This is a genomic window from Halorubrum aquaticum (genome assembly GCF_900113615.1).
Taxonomy (GTDB): Archaea; Halobacteriota; Halobacteria; order Halobacteriales; family Haloferacaceae; genus Halorubrum; species Halorubrum aquaticum.
Map to the genome: position 1 here is coordinate 51,538 of NZ_FOPZ01000018.1, position 15,843 is coordinate 67,380.

A 15,843-nucleotide genomic window follows, 5' to 3' on the forward strand; every position below is an offset into this window, starting at 1 on the left:
ACCCGTTCGACGGATCGCGGTACCCGTCCGGCCGCTCAATCGTCGTCGAAGACGTCGCCGAGCTCCTCGAAGTGTTCGCTGACGTCCCGTCCGGTCGACTCCCCGGGAAGGATGTCGCCGAGCGCGCCGCCGAACGCCGCCCCGCCCCAGACGACGGTCACCCTGGCGAACGCCTCCAGCGTCGTCGGGTCCTCCGCGAAGAGCCGGCCCCACAGCGCCATCAGCCCCGCGGAGACGACGAACGCGACGGTCAGGACGCCGACGAGCCGGCGGGGAACGAGCCCGAAGATCGGTCGGTACACCCGAACGTCCCGGAAGTCGGCGTAGTACAGCAGCCCGGTGGTCACGCCGACGACGAAACAGACGTGTCCGGCGAGGTAGACGGGAACGCCGGCGACCCGCGCCGTCGCGAACCACGCGGCGATCTCGAAGACGCCCCCCTCGACGAGAAGCGGGAGCGCGAAGACGATCCCCCCGACGAACGACTGGGCGATGTCGCGTCCCGTGTACTTGCTGATCCGCGTCGTGAACGCGTCGCTTCCGGGCATCCGCTCCACCAGCGAGATCGTCTGTCTGACCTTCTCGCGTTCGTGTTCGTCGTCGACCGTCTCCTCGAGCGCGTCCAGCTTCTTCAGGAGGTCGTCGATGTCGGGGCTCTCCTCACCCGGCGTCGACGTCGCCCACGGCTCCGACGCCGTCCCTCCGGATCCCCGTTCGTCGTCGGTTCCCATACCTCCGGAGTCCCCCTCGGGGAACAAAAGGATGTCCGGCCGTTTCGTCCCGTCGCGGGTCAGTCGAGACGCTCCACGAACTCCGCGAGGACCGCGTTGAACCGCGACGGTGCCTCGAGCATCGCGAGGTGGGCGGCGTCGTCGATCCCGGCGTACTCACAGTCCGGGATCCGGTCGGCGAGGAACTCGTGATACCGCGGCGGCGTGAGCGCGTCGTGCTCGCCGACGACCGCGAGCGTCGGAAGGGCCACCTCGTCCAGTCGCTCGCGCACGTCGAACCGATGGCAGGTCAGGAAGTCGCGCTCGGTCACCGCCCGGCCGCACTCCAGCATCGTCTCCCGCGAGCGTTCGAGGAGTCCGGCCGGCGCGTCGTGAAACAGTCGATCTCGCTCGTGTAACAGCGACAGCGCCCGGTCGAAGTCGGTCGCGAGGGCGTCCCGAAGCGCCGCCCCCGCCGTCAGCTTCGCGCCCGTGCCCGCGAGGACGAGTCCGTCGAGCGCGAGGTCGCGTTCGAGTGCCACCCACAGCACGACGGCTCCGCCGAGCGAGTTGCCACAGAGGACGTCGGCGTCGGTCGCCGCCGTCACGGCGACGACGTCGTCGGCGTAGGACTCGAGGGTCGGCTCCCCCGCGGGCGCCCCCACGTCGTCGCTCTCGCCGTGTCCGGAGAGGTCGAGCGCGACGACCGGGAAGCGGTCGCCCAGCCGGGCCTGTGCCTTCCAGACGCCGGCGTTCCCGCCGCTGCCGTGGACGAAACAGACGGTCGGCCCGTCGCCGCCGCGGTCGAAACGGCGGTAGGCGGTCTCGCGACCGTGGTGCGTGACCCGTTCCATGTCCCGGATCCAGCGTGCGAGGGGATTAAACGGGCGGATCTCCACGGAGGCGGCGGGCTCACGCAGGGGGATCCCGCACGCGACCGGGTCTCGCTGAGGGACGCGGTCGGGACGATCCGAACCGCAATACTACCGTTCGACGGACGATATTCTCACGTCCTGCGATTTTCTCCGATTAATTTATATACTTTCGCGCCTAACTTGTGGTTAGGATGACTACCAAACAGACCCGATCGGTCGGCGGCGGTTCGCTGCTTCGCCGGTACGAGTACGATGACGGGTGGGTCGTCGCCGCCGACGTCGGCGTCGACGACGAGACGATCGACGTCGACACCGTCGGCGACACGGCGATCGTCGTGGTCGAGGGCGACGGCGAGCCGACCGAATCGGAGTTCGAACTGCCGGGTGAGGCCCGGAACGTCTCGGTGACGAACGGCGTGTTGACGATCGAGGGAGACCGATGAAACTCACCGTCAAACCGCTGAAACAGAAGGACGCCGGCCGCCGGCTCGCGGCGATAGACCGCGTCGCGGCCGAGGAGCTCGGGCTCTCCGGCGGCGACTTCATTCGCGTCGAGGGCGCCGACGGGGCCGCGATCGCGCGCGTCTGGCCGGGTTACCCCGAGGACGACGGCACCGGCGTGGTCCGGATCGACGGGAAGCTCCGCCAGGAGGCCAGCGTCGGCATCGACGACCGCGTGACGCTCGAGCAGGTCGACGTCGAGCCCGCCGACCGGATCACCATCGCCTTACCCCAGCGGCTGGGCATTCGCGGCAACATCGACGCGCTGATCCGCCGCGAGCTCGGCGGCCAGCCCGTCACCGAGGGCCAGAACGTCCAGCTCCCGCTCGGCTTCGGCTTCATGGGCGGGCAGTCGCAGGCGGTCCCGCTGAAGGTCGCGAGCACGTCGCCGTCGGGGACCGTCGTGGTCACCGACTCGACGGAGATCGAGATCTCCGAGAAGCCCGCGGAGGAGATCGTCGGCGGCGCGGGCGCGTCGGAGGGCGCGGCCGCCGACGGCTCGCCCGACGTCACCTACGAGGACATCGGTGGGCTCGACGACGAGCTCGAGCAGGTCCGCGAGATGATCGAGCTGCCGATGCGGCACCCCGAGCTGTTCAAGCGGCTCGGCATCGACCCGCCGAAGGGCGTCCTGCTCCACGGGCCGCCGGGGACCGGAAAGACCCTGATCGCGAAGGCGGTCGCCAACGAGATCGACGCCAGCTTCCACACGATCTCCGGTCCGGAGATCATGTCGAAGTACTACGGCGAGAGCGAGGAGCAGCTCCGTGACGTGTTCGAGGAGGCCACCGAGGAGGCTCCCGCGATCGTGTTCATGGACGAGCTCGACTCGATCGCCCCCAAACGCGAGGACGCCGGCGGCGACGTGGAACGCCGCGTCGTGGCCCAGCTGCTCTCGCTGATGGACGGGCTCGAGGAGCGCGGCGAGGTGGTCGTGATCGGCGCGACCAACCGCGTCGACGCGATCGACCCCGCGCTCCGGCGCGGCGGCCGGTTCGACCGCGAGATCGAGGTCGGCGTCCCCGACCGCGACGGCCGCAAGGAGATCCTCCAGGTCCACACGCGGAACATGCCGCTCGTCGACGGGATCGACCTCGACGAGTACGCCGAGAACACCCACGGGTTCGTCGGCGCGGACCTCGAGTCGCTGGCGAAGGAGTCGGCGATGCATGCGCTCCGTCGGATCCGCCCGCAGCTCGACTTGGAGAGCGACGAGATCGACGCGGACGTGTTGAACTCGATCCAGGTCACCGAGAACGACTTCAAGGAGGCGATGAAGGGCATCGAGCCCTCCGCGCTCCGCGAGGTGTTCGTCGAGGTGCCCGACGTCACCTGGAACGACGTCGGCGGCCTGAACGACACCAAAGAACGGCTCCGCGAGACGATCCAGTGGCCGCTCGAGTACCCCGAGGTGTTCGACCAGCTCGACATGCAGGCCGCGAAGGGCGTGTTGATGTACGGTCCGCCCGGGACCGGGAAGACCCTGCTCGCGAAGGCGGTCGCCAACGAGAGCGAGTCGAACTTCATCTCGATCAAGGGGCCCGAACTGCTGAACAAGTTCGTGGGCGAGTCCGAGAAGGGCGTCCGCGAGGTGTTCAGCAAGGCCCGCGAGAACGCGCCCACCATCGTGTTCTTCGACGAGATCGACTCGATCGCGACCGAGCGCGGCGGCAACACGAGCGACTCGGGCGTCGGCGAGCGCGTCGTCTCCCAACTGCTGACGGAGCTCGACGGGCTCGAGTCGCTGGAGGACGTCGTCGTGATCGCGACGACGAACCGCCCGGACCTGATCGACTCGGCGCTGCTCCGTCCCGGCCGGCTCGACAGGCACGTCCACGTGCCCGTCCCGGACGAGGAGGGTCGCCGGAAGATCCTCGAGGTCCACACCCGCGAGAAGCCGCTCGCGGACGACGTCGACCTCGACGCGATCGCCCGGAAGACCGAGGGGTACGTCGGCGCGGACCTCGAGGCGGTCGCCCGCGAGGCGTCGATGAACGCCTCCCGTGAGTTCATCGCCAGCGTCCCCCGCGAGGAGGTCGGCGAGTCCGTCGGTAACGTCCGCGTGACGATGGAACACTTCGAGGACGCCTTAGGCGAGGTGAACCCGAGCGTCACTCCGGAGACCAGAGAGCGCTATGCGGAGATCGAAAAGCAGTTCCAGCGGTCCGAGACCGCCGACCCGGCCGAATCCGAGTTCGGCGCGTTCCAGTAGGCTCCGCCGCGGGGCGTTCGGTTTTTTCAGATCACTCCCGCCGTCGACAGCAGGAAGAGCGCGGCGACGACGACGATCCCGATCGTGACGAGCCGCCAGGCGAGCTTCAACACGAACTTCCCGAGCACGATCACGACCGCGACGGCCACGAGCGCGACGAGCAACTGTCCCATCGGGCTGGCGAGCAGGCCCGCCTGCGAGAGCACGGCCGCGAGATCGGCTGTCAGTGTAGTCATGTCCGGCCCCATGACGAGGACCCGCATAAGCTTGGTGGGTCCGGATCCGCTGACAAAAGAAATCATTTCTGATACTTCCGAACGCCCGCACGACGTTCACGTCGTCTCTCATCCGCCGAACTCGCGACGACCGGGTGAACGACGGGCGTGGAACGCCCGCGATAGACCCCCCTTCTTTTCCGATGGGAGACCGCTTCTGTCGGTCGATCCATCGATTTCTGATTCAGTTTCACCGTGGTCTGCCCATGCTTATATGGGCGGAAGCCGTTGGGACGACCCGAACCAATCTCGAAGCCGTACGCGTCGGTCGAACGTTACATACGAGATCGAACAGGAATTCGCCTACTGGACCGGGAACCGAACTTACAAGGGTCCACTTCGCCAGCGTACTAACACCATATCATGAGCCAGATCGCACGCGGACCTCGCGGGGTGACCGTCGAATGAGCAGCGACGGCGTCTCCGCCGACGAACTCGAACTGCCGATCAAACGCACCACGGGCGAGACGATGGAGGAACGTCTCACGGACAACGCCTATCACAACATCCTCCCGGCGCGCTACCTCCGGAAGGACGCCGACGGGGAGCCGGTCGAGACGCAGGAGGAACTGTTCGACCGCGTCGCGCGCAACGTCGCGCTCGCGGAGGCGGTCTTCGAGGCGGAGAAGCGCGACGTCGAGGTCACGGTCACTCCGGACCAGCTCAAGCCCGACCATCCGCGCCGGGACGAGCTCGCCGAGAAGGTCTTCGGGGCGGGCGTCTCCGCCGCCGACGAGGCGGAGACGGCGCTTTCCGCACACAACGTGAACAAGTTCGCGTACGACACGGTCGTCCCCGAACTCCCCGACGGGGTCCGCGAGCACGTCGAGGAGACCGCGGAGACGTTCCGTAACGGGATGGAGTCGCTCTCGTTCATGCCGAACTCGCCCACCCTGATGAACGCGGGCGACGAGCTCCAGCAGCTCTCGGCGTGCTTCGTCGACTCGCCCGGCGACGACATCACCGACATCCACCAGACGGCCAAGGAGGCGGCGGAGGTCTTCCAGAGCGGCGGCGGTATGGGATACGCCTTCTGGAAGCTGCGCCCCTACGGCGACGCGGTCGGCTCCACCGGCGGGATCGCCTCCGGGCCGATCACGTTCATGCGGACCTTCGACCAGATGTGCGAGACGATCGCCCAGGGCGGCGCGCGCCGCGGAGCCCAGATGGGCGTCATGCGCGTCTCGCACCCGGACGTCATCCAGTTCATCCACTCGAAGAACAAGGACGTCTCCTTAGCCCACTCCCTGCGGCTGAACGACCCCGACGACTTCACGCACAACTCCTTCGCGGACGCCTTGGAGGAGGCCCGCGAACTCATCGACGACGAGGGACGCGTCCCCGAACACCTCCGGAACGCGGTCGAGGGACACCTCTCGAACTTCAACATCAGCGTCGGCGTCACCGACGACTTCATGGAGGCGCTGTACAACGACGAGGAGTTCACCTTCACCAACCCGCGCACGGAGGAGCCCCACGTCGCGACGCCGGAGACGAAGGAGATCTACGAGATGTTCGGCCTCGGCGAGCACGTCGAGGTCGGCGAGGTGCTCTCGATCCCGGCCGCGGAGCTCTGGGACGACATGATCGAGGGCGCCCACGAGAACGGCGAACCCGGCGTCATCTACCTCGAACGCGTGAACAAGGAACACTCCTTCGACACCGAGGAGAACCCCGAGCACCGTATCCTCGCGACGAACCCCTGCGGAGAGCAGCCGCTCGAGGAGTACGAGGCGTGTAACCTCGGCCACATCAACCTCTCGACGCTCGCGGCGAAGGACGCGCCCGACTGGCGGGTCTGGAGCGAGGAGCACGCGGACGAGTACGACTCCCACGAGGCGGCGGTCGACGCCTTCCTTGCGGAGGCGATCGACTTCGAGGAGTTCGACGACCGCATCGAGTACGGCACGCGCTTCCTCGAGAACGTCGTCACGATGTCCGACTTCCCGGTCGAGAAGATCGAACAGAAGGTCCGGGACATGCGGAAGATCGGCCTCGGGATCATGGGGCTCGCCCAGCTGTACATCCAGCTCGGCGTCAAGTACGGCTCCGAGGAGGGCAACGAGGTCGCCCGCCAGCTGATGACCCACATCAACCACGAGTCGAAGGCAACCTCCCACGAGCTCGCAGAGCAGCGCGGCGTCTTCAACGACTGGGCGGACTCGAAGTACGCGGACCCGACCGAGCACCGCGAGTGGTTCGAACACCACACCGGACTCGACGCCGACGAGTGGGCCGACGGGTTCCCGATCCGCAACCACAACACGACGACCATCGCGCCGACGGGCACCACGTCGATGATCGGCAACACCACCGGCGGCTGTGAGCCCATCTACAACGTCGCGTTCTACAAGAACGTCTCCGACGACGTCCAGGGCGACGAGATGCTCGTCGAGTTCGACGACTACTTCCTGCGCACGCTGGAGGCGAACGACATCGACGTCGACGCGGTGAAACTGGAGGCCCAGGAGCAGATGGCCGAGAACGCCTTCGACGGCGTCGAGGGGCTCTCGACGGTGCCGGACGCGATCGGCGAGCTGTTCGTCGTCACCGGGTCGCTGTCGGGGATCGAACACGCGGCGGTCCAGTGTGCCTGCCAGCAGGGGGTCGACTCCGCCATCTCGAAGACGTGTAACTTCCCGAACGACGCCACCGCCGCGGACATGGAGGAGGTGTACCGCTACATCTACGACCACGGCGGGAAGGGAGTCACCGTCTACCGCGACGGCACCCGCTCGAAGCAGGTGCTCACGACCCGCGCGAAGAACACGGAGTTCGCCGACGAGTCGGAGGCGGCGGAGACGATCGTCGAGCAGATCCGCGAGGTGTTCGGCGGCGTCGAGGCGTTCCTCGACAACGAGGACGTCAGAGCGGCCGTCGACACGGAGGTCTCGGCGCTGCTCGAGTCCGCCGACCGCCCGGAGGTCGCGTACACCGAGACCCGGCCCCGCCCCGACTCGCTGTCGGGCGTGACCCAGCGCGTCGAGACGGGCTACGGCAAGCTGTACGTCACCATCAACGAGGAGGAGGACGGCCGGCCGTTCGAGCTGTTCGCGAACATCGGCCACTCCGGCGGCTACACCAACTCCTTCACGGAGGCGCTCGCGAAGGTCATCTCGACCGCGCTCCGTTCCGGCGTCGACCCCGAGGAGATCGTCGACGAGCTACAGGGCACCCGGAGCCCGAAGGTCGCCTGGGACAAGGGCGAGCAGATCCAGTCGATCCCGGACGCGATCGGCACCGCGCTCCGGCGCTACCTCGACGACGAGATCGACAAGGGGATCCCCCAACAGCAGAGCCTCGACGACGTCGAGGGCGACGCGGCAGGGGTCGACGCGGCAGGAGTCGACGCGGCCGAGACCGCGGCCGACTCGCAGAGCCAGACCGACGGCGGCGCGGTCCCCGGCGGGAGCTCGACCGAGGTGCCGGCCGACGCGGGACCGTCGGTCGACCCCGGATCGACGAGCGGTCCCGGGGGAGACGCCGAGGACGACGTCACGCGGGACCTCATCGCCGCGGGCGAGTCGCCCGAGTGTCCCGAGTGCGGCGGGATGAACCTCTACTTCTCGGAGGGGTGCAAGACGTGCGAGTCCTGCGGCTGGTCGGAGTGTTGAGCGAGCCGGGGACGACCCGGTAGCGGTTCGAGAGCGGTTCTTTTGACGGTGCGGCTTTCCCGTGATGTCGCGGTCGGACCGCGTAGCGATGGGTCCGGTTTCCGGAGGTCCGGCCGCGTGGTTCACGTCGTTGCTAGCGCGGGGCTCCTCGCCGAAGCCTCAGCCGCCCGGCCCACGGGTGCCCCTTCGAATCCCGCTCGACCCGCAACCACACGGCCCCGCACCTCACGCCTCCCCAGCCTCGTCGCTCGCCGGAGGCGAGCGACTCCCTCGCGGTCCGGAAGCGCCCGTTCGGGCGCTTCCGGGCGCGCCGAACGACCGTCCGGCGGCCGCTCGGCTGATCGGGTGAGAAAACGCGGAGAACGTTCGAGCCGCGGCCGCCTCAGTCGTCCTCGAGCGCCTGCGCGATGCGCTGGAGCTGGCGGGTCGCGTCGCGGACCTCGTCGCGGAGCTGTCGCACCTCGCGGACGAGCTCCTCGTTGCCGACCGCGTCGCCGCCCTCCTCGCCGCGACCGCCGGGGCCGCCCGGACCGCCGCCCATGCCCGGCGGACCGCCCGCGCCGCCGGGACCGCCGCCGCCCATCATGCCGGACATCATCTGCGCGAAGGGGTTGCCGCCGCCGCCACCGCCCATGCCCGGCGGGCCACCGCCGCCGCCCATCATCTCCTCGGGATCGGGCCGGTCGCCCTCCTCGCGTTCCTGCTCGCGTCGTTCGCGGATCTCCTCGACGCGCTCGCGGAAGGACTTCTCCTCGTCGTCCGATCCGTCGGCCGCCTCGTCGGCTCCCGCCTCGTCCGCCTCGGATGGCTCGTCGTCACTCATACCACTGGATTCGGGACGGGGTCCGAAAAGGGTTGTTTCTCGGGTCGTCGTCGCGTTCGTCCGCGCGTCGGGACCTCAGCCGCGAACCAGCGTTCGGCAGTTCGGACACTCCGTCGTTCCGGCGTCCCGGCCGACCGCCGGAACGTGGTCCCCGCAGTTCGGACAGCGAACCCGGCTGCGGGCGTACTCGGTGCTCGAACGGACCGAGGCCTCGTCGCCGTCGTCGCTCATGTATGCGTGGTGTTCTCTCACCCGGCAAGTAGTTTACCCATATACGTCCTAATACACCGAATACGCCGTGACCGACGGTCAGTCGTGTCCGGAGACGCGGACCGGCTCGTAGGGCTCCTCGAGCCACTCGACGTCGGAGTCGGAGAGATCGATGTCCAGCGCCTCTACCGCGTCCTCGAGGTGCTCGACGCTCGTCGTGCCGACGATGGGCGCGTCGACCGGTTCCTTGTGGAACTGCCAGGCGAGCGCGATCTGCGCCATCTTCACGCCCTTCTCGTCGGCCAACTCCTCGACGCGGGCGTTGACCTCGGGACCGCCCCCCTCGCGGTACGGGTGTCGATAGAGGTGCTCCTCGGTCTCCCCGCGTTTGGTCGCGTCGACGTCGTCGTCGGGACGGGTCAGGTAGCCGCGCGCGAGCGGGCTCCACGGGATGGTGCCGACGTTCTCCTTCTCACACAGCGGAAGCATCTCGCGTTCCTCCTCGCGATAGACGAGGTTGTAGTGGTTCTGCATCGTGGCGAACCGCTCGAGTCCGAGCCGGTCGCTCGCGTGGAGCGCGTCGGCGAACTCGTGAGCCCACATCGAGGACGCCCCGACGTAGCGGACCTGTCCGCGGCGGACCGCGTCGTCGAGGGCGGCGAGCGTCTCCTCGATCGGCGTCTCCGGATCGAGCCGGTGGATCTGATAGAGGTCGACCGTGTCCATCCCGAGCCGGTCGAGGCTGTTCTCGAGCTCCTGTTCTATCGCCTTCCGGGAGAGCCCGCCGGAGTTCGGGTTCGACTCGTCCATCCGAAAGTAGCCCTTCGTGGCGACGACGGCCTCCTCGCGGTGACCCTCAAGCGCCTCCCCGAGGATCCGCTCGGACTCGCCGTTCGAGTACATGTTGGCGGTGTCGAAGAAGTTCACCCCGAGTTCGAGCGCACGTTCGACGAGCTCCTTGCCTTCCTCCTCGCCGAGCACCCACTCGCGCCAGTCGGGGTCGCCGAAGCTCATACAGCCGAGACAGATCCTCGAGACGGTCATGCCCGTGTTCCCGAGCGTCGTGTACTCCATGGGACGGCCGTGGACGTCCGCGAGCAAAAGTCTTCGTGGCGGCTCCGCCGGTCAGTCCGTCCGGACCCGCGTTCTCACTCGTTCCGGAACGACGCGGTGTACACGAGGAACGCGCCGGTGAGGATGACGAACGCGAGGAACGTCACGAGCGCGAGCACGTTCGCGACCGGCGAGAGCGGGTCGAGGAACGGCTGGCCGGTCGAGTCGAGCACGAGCACGGCCAGGAGGGCGGCGATCAGACCGAGGAGCCAGTTGGTGAGGATCTCGTCCATGTCCCGTCCGTCGTCGACGGCAGATAAAAAGGGCGGGTGTTCTTCCGGGAGGTTCCTCCCCTACGAGCCTCCGGCGAGCGCGCGGATTCGGGGGAGCACCTGCTCGTAGCCGAGGGCGACGACGCCGACGTACAGCGCGACGAGCCCCATCGCGAGCGCCCAGAGCCCGACCGCGAGGTCGCCGCCGGCGAGGCCGGCGACGCCGACGCGCTCGAGTTCGATGCCGATGAGCGACGCCACGCCCGACCCGACGACGAGCGCGAGGAGTTCCAACAGTTCGACCGCGAACTCGGGGATCCGTGCCATGTCGAAGCGGCGGCGACGGTCGAATATAGCCCTTTCGGCCGTGCGGTCGACTCGCGTCTCGTCCTCGCGGGTTCCGCCTTCGATGCCGTCACTTCAGCCCGAACGCGCGCATCGTCGACGCCGCGAGGCCCTTCGCGATCAGCGCGAGGCCAGCGACGAGGAGCATCAACCCGCCGCCGATCACGGGGTCGCGAAGCGTCACGACCGTGACCGCCAGGAACACGACGACGACTCCCGCGATCCCCTCCAGTCCGAGCGTGTCTCGCATGTCCGGTCTCTCCGTCCGCCGCCGGTTAAATAGGCCGCTTCGGGAGCGTCGCGCCGGAGAGTGGGACTTTTATCGGGTGGGCCACGTATCACCCGGCACGCATGACCGACGGAGACGGCCAGGGGCGGCGCGACCTTCGAATGCCGGACGACGACGAGGTGTTCGCGGAGGTCGTCGAGATGCTCGGAGCCAACCGCGTGAAGGTCCGCTGTGCGGACGGGGAGGAACGAACGGCCCGGATCCCGGGACGGATGCAAAAGCGCGTCTGGATCCGCGAGGACGACATCGTCCTCGTCGAGCCCTGGGACTGGCAGGACGAGAAGGCCGACATCTCCTGGCGCTACGAGAAGAACGAGGCCGAACAGCTGCGCGAGGAGGGCCACCTCCGGTGAGCGCGGTCGCGTCGTCGCGGCCTCGATCCAGCACCCGGTTCCGGCCCGATTCCGCCGACGACCGCCGGTAACCCGGACCCGTGACCGACCCCATTCGGCTCGCGATGACCACCGCCGCGGAGACGTACGAGCGCGTTCGCGGACCGCTCGCCGACCGCGGGATCGACGTCGACCACGTCCGCGCGAAGGAGCGGACGTTTCGGCTCGACGGGACGGACGGGGACGCGGATCTGGACGTGGAGCACGAGGACACGGACCCGGAGGCGTTCGACGTCGGGTTCGTCTACCCGTCGCGGCTCATGGAGGGGGCGGTCGTCGACCGGCGGCTGTCGGTTCCCTGGATCAACGGCCGGGACGCGGTCGTGACCTCCCGGAACAAGGCGGGCGTGCTCGCGACACTTTCCGCCGCCGGGCTCCCGGTTCCGCGGACGACGCTGGTCTCGAACCCGGTCGACGAGTCGGTCGTCGCCGAGGCGGCCGCGGACTTCGAGTTCCCGGTGGTGGTCAAGCCCAACTCGGCGACCCGCGGCGTCGGCGTCGCGAAGGCGACGGACCTCGACTCGCTTTTGGGGGTCGTCGACTACCTGAACCTCGCCCACGACTACCGCGCGACCGGCGACAAGTCGTACCTGATCCAGGAGTTCCTCCCCGACGCGCGCGACTACCGGACGATGGTCGTCGACGGCGCGTACGCCGGCGCGGTCCGTCGCGAGCTTCCGGCGGACGCGCTCGCGAACGGTCGCTGGAAACACAACGTCCACCGCGGCGCGGACGCCCGCGGGGTCGAACTCGACCCGGCGGGTCGCGAACTGGCGGAGCGGGCGGCGGCGGCGCTCGGGATCGACTACCTCGGCGTGGACCTCCTCAAAACCGACGACGGGTTCCTCGTCAACGAGACGAACGCCCGGCCGACGGTCGACGCGGCGAGAAAGTACGAGCCGGACTTCTACGACCGACTCGCCGGGTTGATACGACGGGTCGCGGAAACCGGGGGAGAGCGGTCCCGCTAGGCGACGTCGATGGAGGCGGAGTCGTCGTCGCGGTCGAACTCGACCTCGAGCACGCCGTTGTTGAACGTCGCCTCGCCGGACCGCTCGTCGACGGTCGCGGGGAGCTCGACGGTCTCGTCGTACTCGCGTCTGTCGGAGGCCGCCGAGATGGTGAGCGCCTCCCCGTCACACTGGAGGGAGAGCTGCTCTTTCGAGACGGCCGGGAGGTCGGCGACGAGTCGGACGGACTCCTCGGTCGCGTACGCGTCGACGTGCGTCTCGGACCCGAAGCCGGCGTCCTCGGTCCCGTGCCCGCTTCCGGCCATCTCGTTCATCATCCGTTCGATCTCCTCGAAGAAGTCCCCGAACGGGTCGTCTCGGTCGTCTCTGTCCATGCCTCGTCTGAAGGCGGTCTCCCCGATAAGCCTTCTGTCGACCGCCGGATCTCGGAGGATCGACCGTGAGAGACCCGCTCCGCCGCGGGCTCGCACGACTCGGGCGGATTTAAGTGTCTGCGCACCGCTTTTTCGTATATGAGTAAATCGTATCTGTCCGCTGGCGACGAAGTACCCGACGAGGAGGTCGTACGGGTCGGGCTCAACGGGTTCGGTCGGATCGGCCGCAACGTCTTCCGTGCGGTCCTCGAGGACCCGCGCATCGAGCTCGCCGGGATCAACGACGTGATGCAGTTCGAGGACATGGGCTACCTCGCGAAGTACGACACCGTCATGGGGCGGCTCGACGGCGTCGAACTCGTCGACGACGAGCTGGCCATCGGCGGCACGTCGGTCCCGCTGTACAACGTTCAGGACCCCGCCGACCTCCCGTGGGACGACCTCGACGTCGACGTCGCACTCGAGTGTACCGGGATCTTCCGGACGAAGGAGGACGCGAGCGCACACCTCGCGGGCGGGGCCGACACCGTCGTCATCTCCGCGCCGCCGAAGGGCGAGGAGCCGGTCAAACAGCTCGTCTACGGCGTCAACCACGACGAATACGACGGCGAGGACGTGGTCTCGAACGCCTCCTGTACGACCAACTCCATCACGCCCGTCGCGAAGGTGCTCGACGCGGAGTTCGGCATCGAGGCCGGCACCCTCACCACCGTCCACGCCTACACCGGCTCGCAGGCGCTCATCGACGGCCCGAAGGCGAAGACCCGCCGCGGGCGCGCCGCCGCCGAGAACATCGTCCCGACCTCGACCGGCGCGGCGGGGGCCGCTCAGGAGGTCCTCCCGCAACTCGACGGGAAGATCGACGGGATGGCGATCCGCGTCCCCGTCCCGACCGGCTCGATCACGGAGTTCGTCGTCGACCTCGATGAGGACGTGACCGAAGCCCAGGTCAACGACGCGTTCCGGGCGGCCGCCGACGACGGGCCACTCGCGGGCGTCCTCGGCTACACCGACGACGAGGTCGTCTCCAGCGACGTCACCGGGCTCCCGTTCTCCAGTTACGTCGACCTCGGGTCCACCAACGTGATCGCCGACGGCGGACTGCTCAAGGTCCTCACGTGGTACGACAACGAGTACGGTTTCTCGTGCCGGATGCTCGACATGGCCGCCTACGTGAACGCGGAAGCGTAATCGACGCCGCGTTCGACCCGGTATTCACGCCCGTCCGCGGTCACAGCACTGACAACGTTCGCCGACACACTCCCATCCAGTCTCACCCATGTCCACGTTCCAGACCATCGACGACCTGCCGGCCGACTCGCGCGTGCTCGTTCGTCTCGACCTCAACTCCCCGATCGAGGACGGCGAGCCCCAGGACAACCGCCGGTTCGAGCGACACGCGCGCACGGTCCGCGAACTCGCCGACGCCGGCCACCGCGTCGCCCTCATGGCCCACCAGGGCCGCCCCGGCCGCGACGACTTCACGTCGCTTTCGGGACACGCGGCGGTCCTCGCCGACCACGTCGGTCGCGAGGTCGACTTCGTCGCCGACACCTACGGCGAGGACGCGCTCGCGGCCATCGAGGCGCTCGAGGCGGGCGAGGTGCTCCTCCTCGAGAACACCCGGATGTGCGACGAGGAGCTTCCCGAGGCGTCGCCCGCGGAGAAGGCCGACACCGAGTTCGTCCGGACGCTCGCACCGCTTTTCGACGTATACGTCAACGACGCCTACTCGGCGGCCCACCGCAAGCACGCCTCGCTCGTCGGGTTCCCGCTCGCGCTGCCCGCCTACGCCGGCCGCGTGATGGAGTCGGAGTACGAGGCCAACACCGCCATCGCCCGCAAGGAGTTCGACGGTCCGGTCACGATGGTGGTCGGCGGGACGAAGGCCACCGACGTGATCGGCGTGATGGACGCCCTCGGCGACCGCGTCGACCGGTTCCTGCTCGGCGGCGTCGCCGGCGAGCTCTTCCTGCGCGCGGCGGGTCACCCGGTCGGCCACGACCTCGAAGGGATGGATCTCTTCGACGAGCAGTGGGAACGGAACCACGGGACGGTCGAGGCGATCCTCGAGGAGCGCGGCGAGGCGATCCGGCTCGCGAGCGACCTCGCCTACGAGGGCGAAGACGGCGACCGCGCCGAGGTCCTCGTGGCCGACATCGACGAGAAGACGGACGCGTACCTCGACGTCGGCTCCGCGACCGTCGCCGACTACGACACCCTCATCCGCGAGTCCGACGCCGTCTTCGTGAAGGGCGCGCTCGGCGTCTTCGAGGACGAGCGGTTCGCGGACGGCACCGTCGGCGTGCTCGAGGCGATCGCGGAGACCGACTGCTTCTCGGTCGTCGGCGGCGGCGACACCTCCCGAGCGATCGGCATGTACGGACTGGACGAGGCGGATTTCTCGCACGTCTCCATCGCCGGCGGCGCGTACATCCGCGCGCTCACCGGCGAACCGCTGCCCGCGATCGAACTGCTCCGCCGGGCGGACGCCGACGGGGCGTAGCGGGTTCGGCGTCGACCGATCCGTCCGTCGTCGCTCCATCGAGATGTCCTGTGAGCGATGCGTTCGGATCCGATTCCGGTCAACACAGTCTAAGGAGTGAGCGATCGATTGCGGTGGCGCGCCTCCGAGCGTCCAACGGGCGCGAGGAGCCCGCGAGGGACGCGGCGAGTGGAACGAGCCGCGAGGCTGGGGAGGCGTGAGGTGCGGGGCTGTGTGGTTCGGGTGGGGATCAAAGGGGCAGCCACGAGGACGAAGCCTGACGACGCAAGGACCGCAGGAGCGAGTGTAACGAGCGACGAGGACCACAGCGAGTCACGCGAGTCCTCGTGACTGGGGCTTTGAAGACAGTCACTGCGCCAGCAACGATCCCATTCCTATCAGCCCGATCTCCAACGAAACAACCGTCCTATAAGCACTCGAA

17 protein-coding genes are annotated in these 15,843 nt (G+C 68.4%); 7 read left to right on the forward strand and 10 right to left on the reverse strand.

Annotated elements, in window-relative coordinates; genetic code table 11:
* Window positions 1-35 precede the first annotated feature (35 nt).
* Entirely contained in the window at window positions 36-731 is a 696-nt protein-coding gene (locus tag F3H10_RS13200; protein WP_149785226.1) for a DUF2391 domain-containing protein, read from the reverse strand.
* Window positions 732-790: 59 nt separating this feature from the next.
* Window positions 791-1,564, reverse strand: coding sequence for an alpha/beta fold hydrolase (locus F3H10_RS13205; RefSeq protein WP_149785227.1), 774 nt, complete (start codon window positions 1,562-1,564; stop codon window positions 791-793).
* 212 nt (window positions 1,565-1,776) lie between these two features.
* On the opposite strand from F3H10_RS13205, the gene F3H10_RS13210 reads away from it, so the two are divergent.
* Together F3H10_RS13210 and F3H10_RS13215 are read left to right on the forward strand one after the other, a co-directional pair.
* Entirely contained in the window at window positions 1,777-2,028 is a 252-nt protein-coding gene (locus F3H10_RS13210; protein WP_149785228.1) for an Hsp20/alpha crystallin family protein, read from the forward strand.
* Window positions 2,025-4,298, forward strand: coding sequence for a CDC48 family AAA ATPase (locus tag F3H10_RS13215; protein WP_149785229.1), 2,274 nt, complete (start codon window positions 2,025-2,027; stop codon window positions 4,296-4,298). The genes F3H10_RS13210 and F3H10_RS13215 overlap by 4 nt, the downstream gene beginning before the upstream one ends.
* A 26-nt stretch (window positions 4,299-4,324) precedes the next feature.
* Here F3H10_RS13215 and F3H10_RS13220 read toward each other — a convergent pair whose 3' ends face one another.
* Window positions 4,325-4,561: a hypothetical protein gene (locus F3H10_RS13220; protein ID WP_149785230.1), complete on the reverse strand. Its 237-nt coding sequence runs from the start codon at window positions 4,559-4,561 to the stop codon at window positions 4,325-4,327.
* Between the two features lie 416 nt (window positions 4,562-4,977).
* Here F3H10_RS13220 and F3H10_RS13225 point away from each other — a divergent pair, with 416 nt between their 5' ends.
* Complete coding sequence (locus F3H10_RS13225) at window positions 4,978-8,187, forward strand: adenosylcobalamin-dependent ribonucleoside-diphosphate reductase (RefSeq protein WP_149785231.1); 3,210 nt, start codon at window positions 4,978-4,980, stop codon at window positions 8,185-8,187.
* Between the two features lie 382 nt (window positions 8,188-8,569).
* Here the strand turns inward: F3H10_RS13225 and F3H10_RS13230 are convergent, their stop codons facing one another.
* The 6 genes from F3H10_RS13230 to F3H10_RS13250 all read right to left on the reverse strand — a co-directional run bounded on the left by F3H10_RS13230 (window position 8,570) and on the right by F3H10_RS13250 (window position 11,140).
* Complete coding sequence (locus F3H10_RS13230) at window positions 8,570-9,010, reverse strand: hypothetical protein (protein ID WP_149785232.1); 441 nt, start codon at window positions 9,008-9,010, stop codon at window positions 8,570-8,572.
* A gap of 75 nt (window positions 9,011-9,085) precedes the next feature.
* A complete protein-coding gene (locus F3H10_RS16125; protein WP_188127941.1) occupies window positions 9,086-9,241 on the reverse strand; it encodes a hypothetical protein in 156 nt (51 codons plus the stop codon).
* A gap of 78 nt (window positions 9,242-9,319) precedes the next feature.
* Complete coding sequence (locus tag F3H10_RS13235) at window positions 9,320-10,294, reverse strand: aldo/keto reductase (protein ID WP_149785233.1); 975 nt, start codon at window positions 10,292-10,294, stop codon at window positions 9,320-9,322.
* 74 nt (window positions 10,295-10,368) lie between these two features.
* On the reverse strand, window positions 10,369-10,566 hold the full coding sequence (locus F3H10_RS13240) for a hypothetical protein (protein ID WP_149785234.1): 198 nt from the start codon (window positions 10,564-10,566) through the stop codon (window positions 10,369-10,371).
* 60 nt (window positions 10,567-10,626) lie between these two features.
* Complete coding sequence (locus F3H10_RS13245; protein ID WP_149785235.1) at window positions 10,627-10,872, reverse strand: hypothetical protein; 246 nt, start codon at window positions 10,870-10,872, stop codon at window positions 10,627-10,629.
* An 88-nt stretch (window positions 10,873-10,960) separates the two neighbouring features.
* Window positions 10,961-11,140, reverse strand: coding sequence for a DUF7470 family protein (locus F3H10_RS13250; RefSeq protein ID WP_149785236.1), 180 nt, complete (start codon window positions 11,138-11,140; stop codon window positions 10,961-10,963).
* Window positions 11,141-11,241: 101 nt separating this feature from the next.
* Between F3H10_RS13250 and eif1A the strand changes: the two genes are divergently transcribed.
* Together eif1A and F3H10_RS13260 are read left to right on the forward strand one after the other, a co-directional pair.
* Window positions 11,242-11,532 carry a translation initiation factor eIF-1A gene (gene eif1A, locus F3H10_RS13255; RefSeq protein ID WP_149785237.1) on the forward strand — a complete coding sequence of 97 codons (291 nt, stop codon included), beginning with the start codon at window positions 11,242-11,244 and terminating at the stop codon, window positions 11,530-11,532.
* A gap of 104 nt (window positions 11,533-11,636) precedes the next feature.
* Window positions 11,637-12,542 (forward strand): ATP-grasp domain-containing protein, encoded by a 906-nt coding sequence (locus F3H10_RS13260; RefSeq protein ID WP_149785243.1) that lies wholly within the window; start codon window positions 11,637-11,639, stop codon window positions 12,540-12,542.
* Here F3H10_RS13260 and F3H10_RS13265 read toward each other — a convergent pair.
* Window positions 12,539-12,916, reverse strand: a complete 378-nt coding sequence (locus tag F3H10_RS13265; protein WP_149785238.1) for an Hsp20/alpha crystallin family protein — start codon at window positions 12,914-12,916, stop codon at window positions 12,539-12,541. The genes F3H10_RS13260 and F3H10_RS13265 overlap by 4 nt on opposite strands.
* Window positions 12,917-13,054: 138 nt before the next feature.
* Here F3H10_RS13265 and gap point away from each other — a divergent pair, with 138 nt between their 5' ends.
* Complete coding sequence (gap, locus tag F3H10_RS13270) at window positions 13,055-14,107, forward strand: type I glyceraldehyde-3-phosphate dehydrogenase (protein WP_149785239.1); 1,053 nt, start codon at window positions 13,055-13,057, stop codon at window positions 14,105-14,107.
* A gap of 88 nt (window positions 14,108-14,195) precedes the next feature.
* Window positions 14,196-15,422 (forward strand): phosphoglycerate kinase, encoded by a 1,227-nt coding sequence (locus tag F3H10_RS13275; RefSeq protein WP_149785240.1) that lies wholly within the window; start codon window positions 14,196-14,198, stop codon window positions 15,420-15,422.
* The last annotated feature ends 421 nt before the right edge of the window (window positions 15,423-15,843 follow it).

Excerpts from the sequence above, each read along its gene's own strand:
- eif1A (WP_149785237.1), top strand. The coding sequence starts at position 11,242 with ATGACCGACGGAGACGGCCAGGGGCGGCGCGACCTTCGAATGCCGGAC.
- F3H10_RS13210 (WP_149785228.1), top strand. The coding sequence starts at position 1,777 with ATGACTACCAAACAGACCCGATCGGTCGGCGGCGGTTCGCTGCTTCGC.
- F3H10_RS13240 (WP_149785234.1), bottom strand. The coding sequence starts at position 10,566 with ATGGACGAGATCCTCACCAACTGGCTCCTCGGTCTGATCGCCGCCCTC.
- F3H10_RS13275 (WP_149785240.1), top strand. The coding sequence starts at position 14,196 with ATGTCCACGTTCCAGACCATCGACGACCTGCCGGCCGACTCGCGCGTG.
- F3H10_RS13225 (WP_149785231.1), top strand. The coding sequence starts at position 4,978 with ATGAGCAGCGACGGCGTCTCCGCCGACGAACTCGAACTGCCGATCAAA.
- F3H10_RS13230 (WP_149785232.1), bottom strand. The coding sequence starts at position 9,010 with ATGAGTGACGACGAGCCATCCGAGGCGGACGAGGCGGGAGCCGACGAG.
- F3H10_RS13235 (WP_149785233.1), bottom strand. The coding sequence starts at position 10,294 with ATGGAGTACACGACGCTCGGGAACACGGGCATGACCGTCTCGAGGATC.
- F3H10_RS13250 (WP_149785236.1), bottom strand. The coding sequence starts at position 11,140 with ATGCGAGACACGCTCGGACTGGAGGGGATCGCGGGAGTCGTCGTCGTG.
- F3H10_RS13215 (WP_149785229.1), top strand. The coding sequence starts at position 2,025 with ATGAAACTCACCGTCAAACCGCTGAAACAGAAGGACGCCGGCCGCCGG.
- F3H10_RS13220 (WP_149785230.1), bottom strand. The coding sequence starts at position 4,561 with ATGCGGGTCCTCGTCATGGGGCCGGACATGACTACACTGACAGCCGAT.
- F3H10_RS13200 (WP_149785226.1), bottom strand. The coding sequence starts at position 731 with ATGGGAACCGACGACGAACGGGGATCCGGAGGGACGGCGTCGGAGCCG.
- F3H10_RS13265 (WP_149785238.1), bottom strand. The coding sequence starts at position 12,916 with ATGGACAGAGACGACCGAGACGACCCGTTCGGGGACTTCTTCGAGGAG.
- gap (WP_149785239.1), top strand. The coding sequence starts at position 13,055 with ATGAGTAAATCGTATCTGTCCGCTGGCGACGAAGTACCCGACGAGGAG.
- F3H10_RS13205 (WP_149785227.1), bottom strand. The coding sequence starts at position 1,564 with ATGGAACGGGTCACGCACCACGGTCGCGAGACCGCCTACCGCCGTTTC.
- F3H10_RS16125 (WP_188127941.1), bottom strand. The coding sequence starts at position 9,241 with ATGAGCGACGACGGCGACGAGGCCTCGGTCCGTTCGAGCACCGAGTAC.
- F3H10_RS13245 (WP_149785235.1), bottom strand. The coding sequence starts at position 10,872 with ATGGCACGGATCCCCGAGTTCGCGGTCGAACTGTTGGAACTCCTCGCG.
- F3H10_RS13260 (WP_149785243.1), top strand. The coding sequence starts at position 11,637 with ATGACCACCGCCGCGGAGACGTACGAGCGCGTTCGCGGACCGCTCGCC.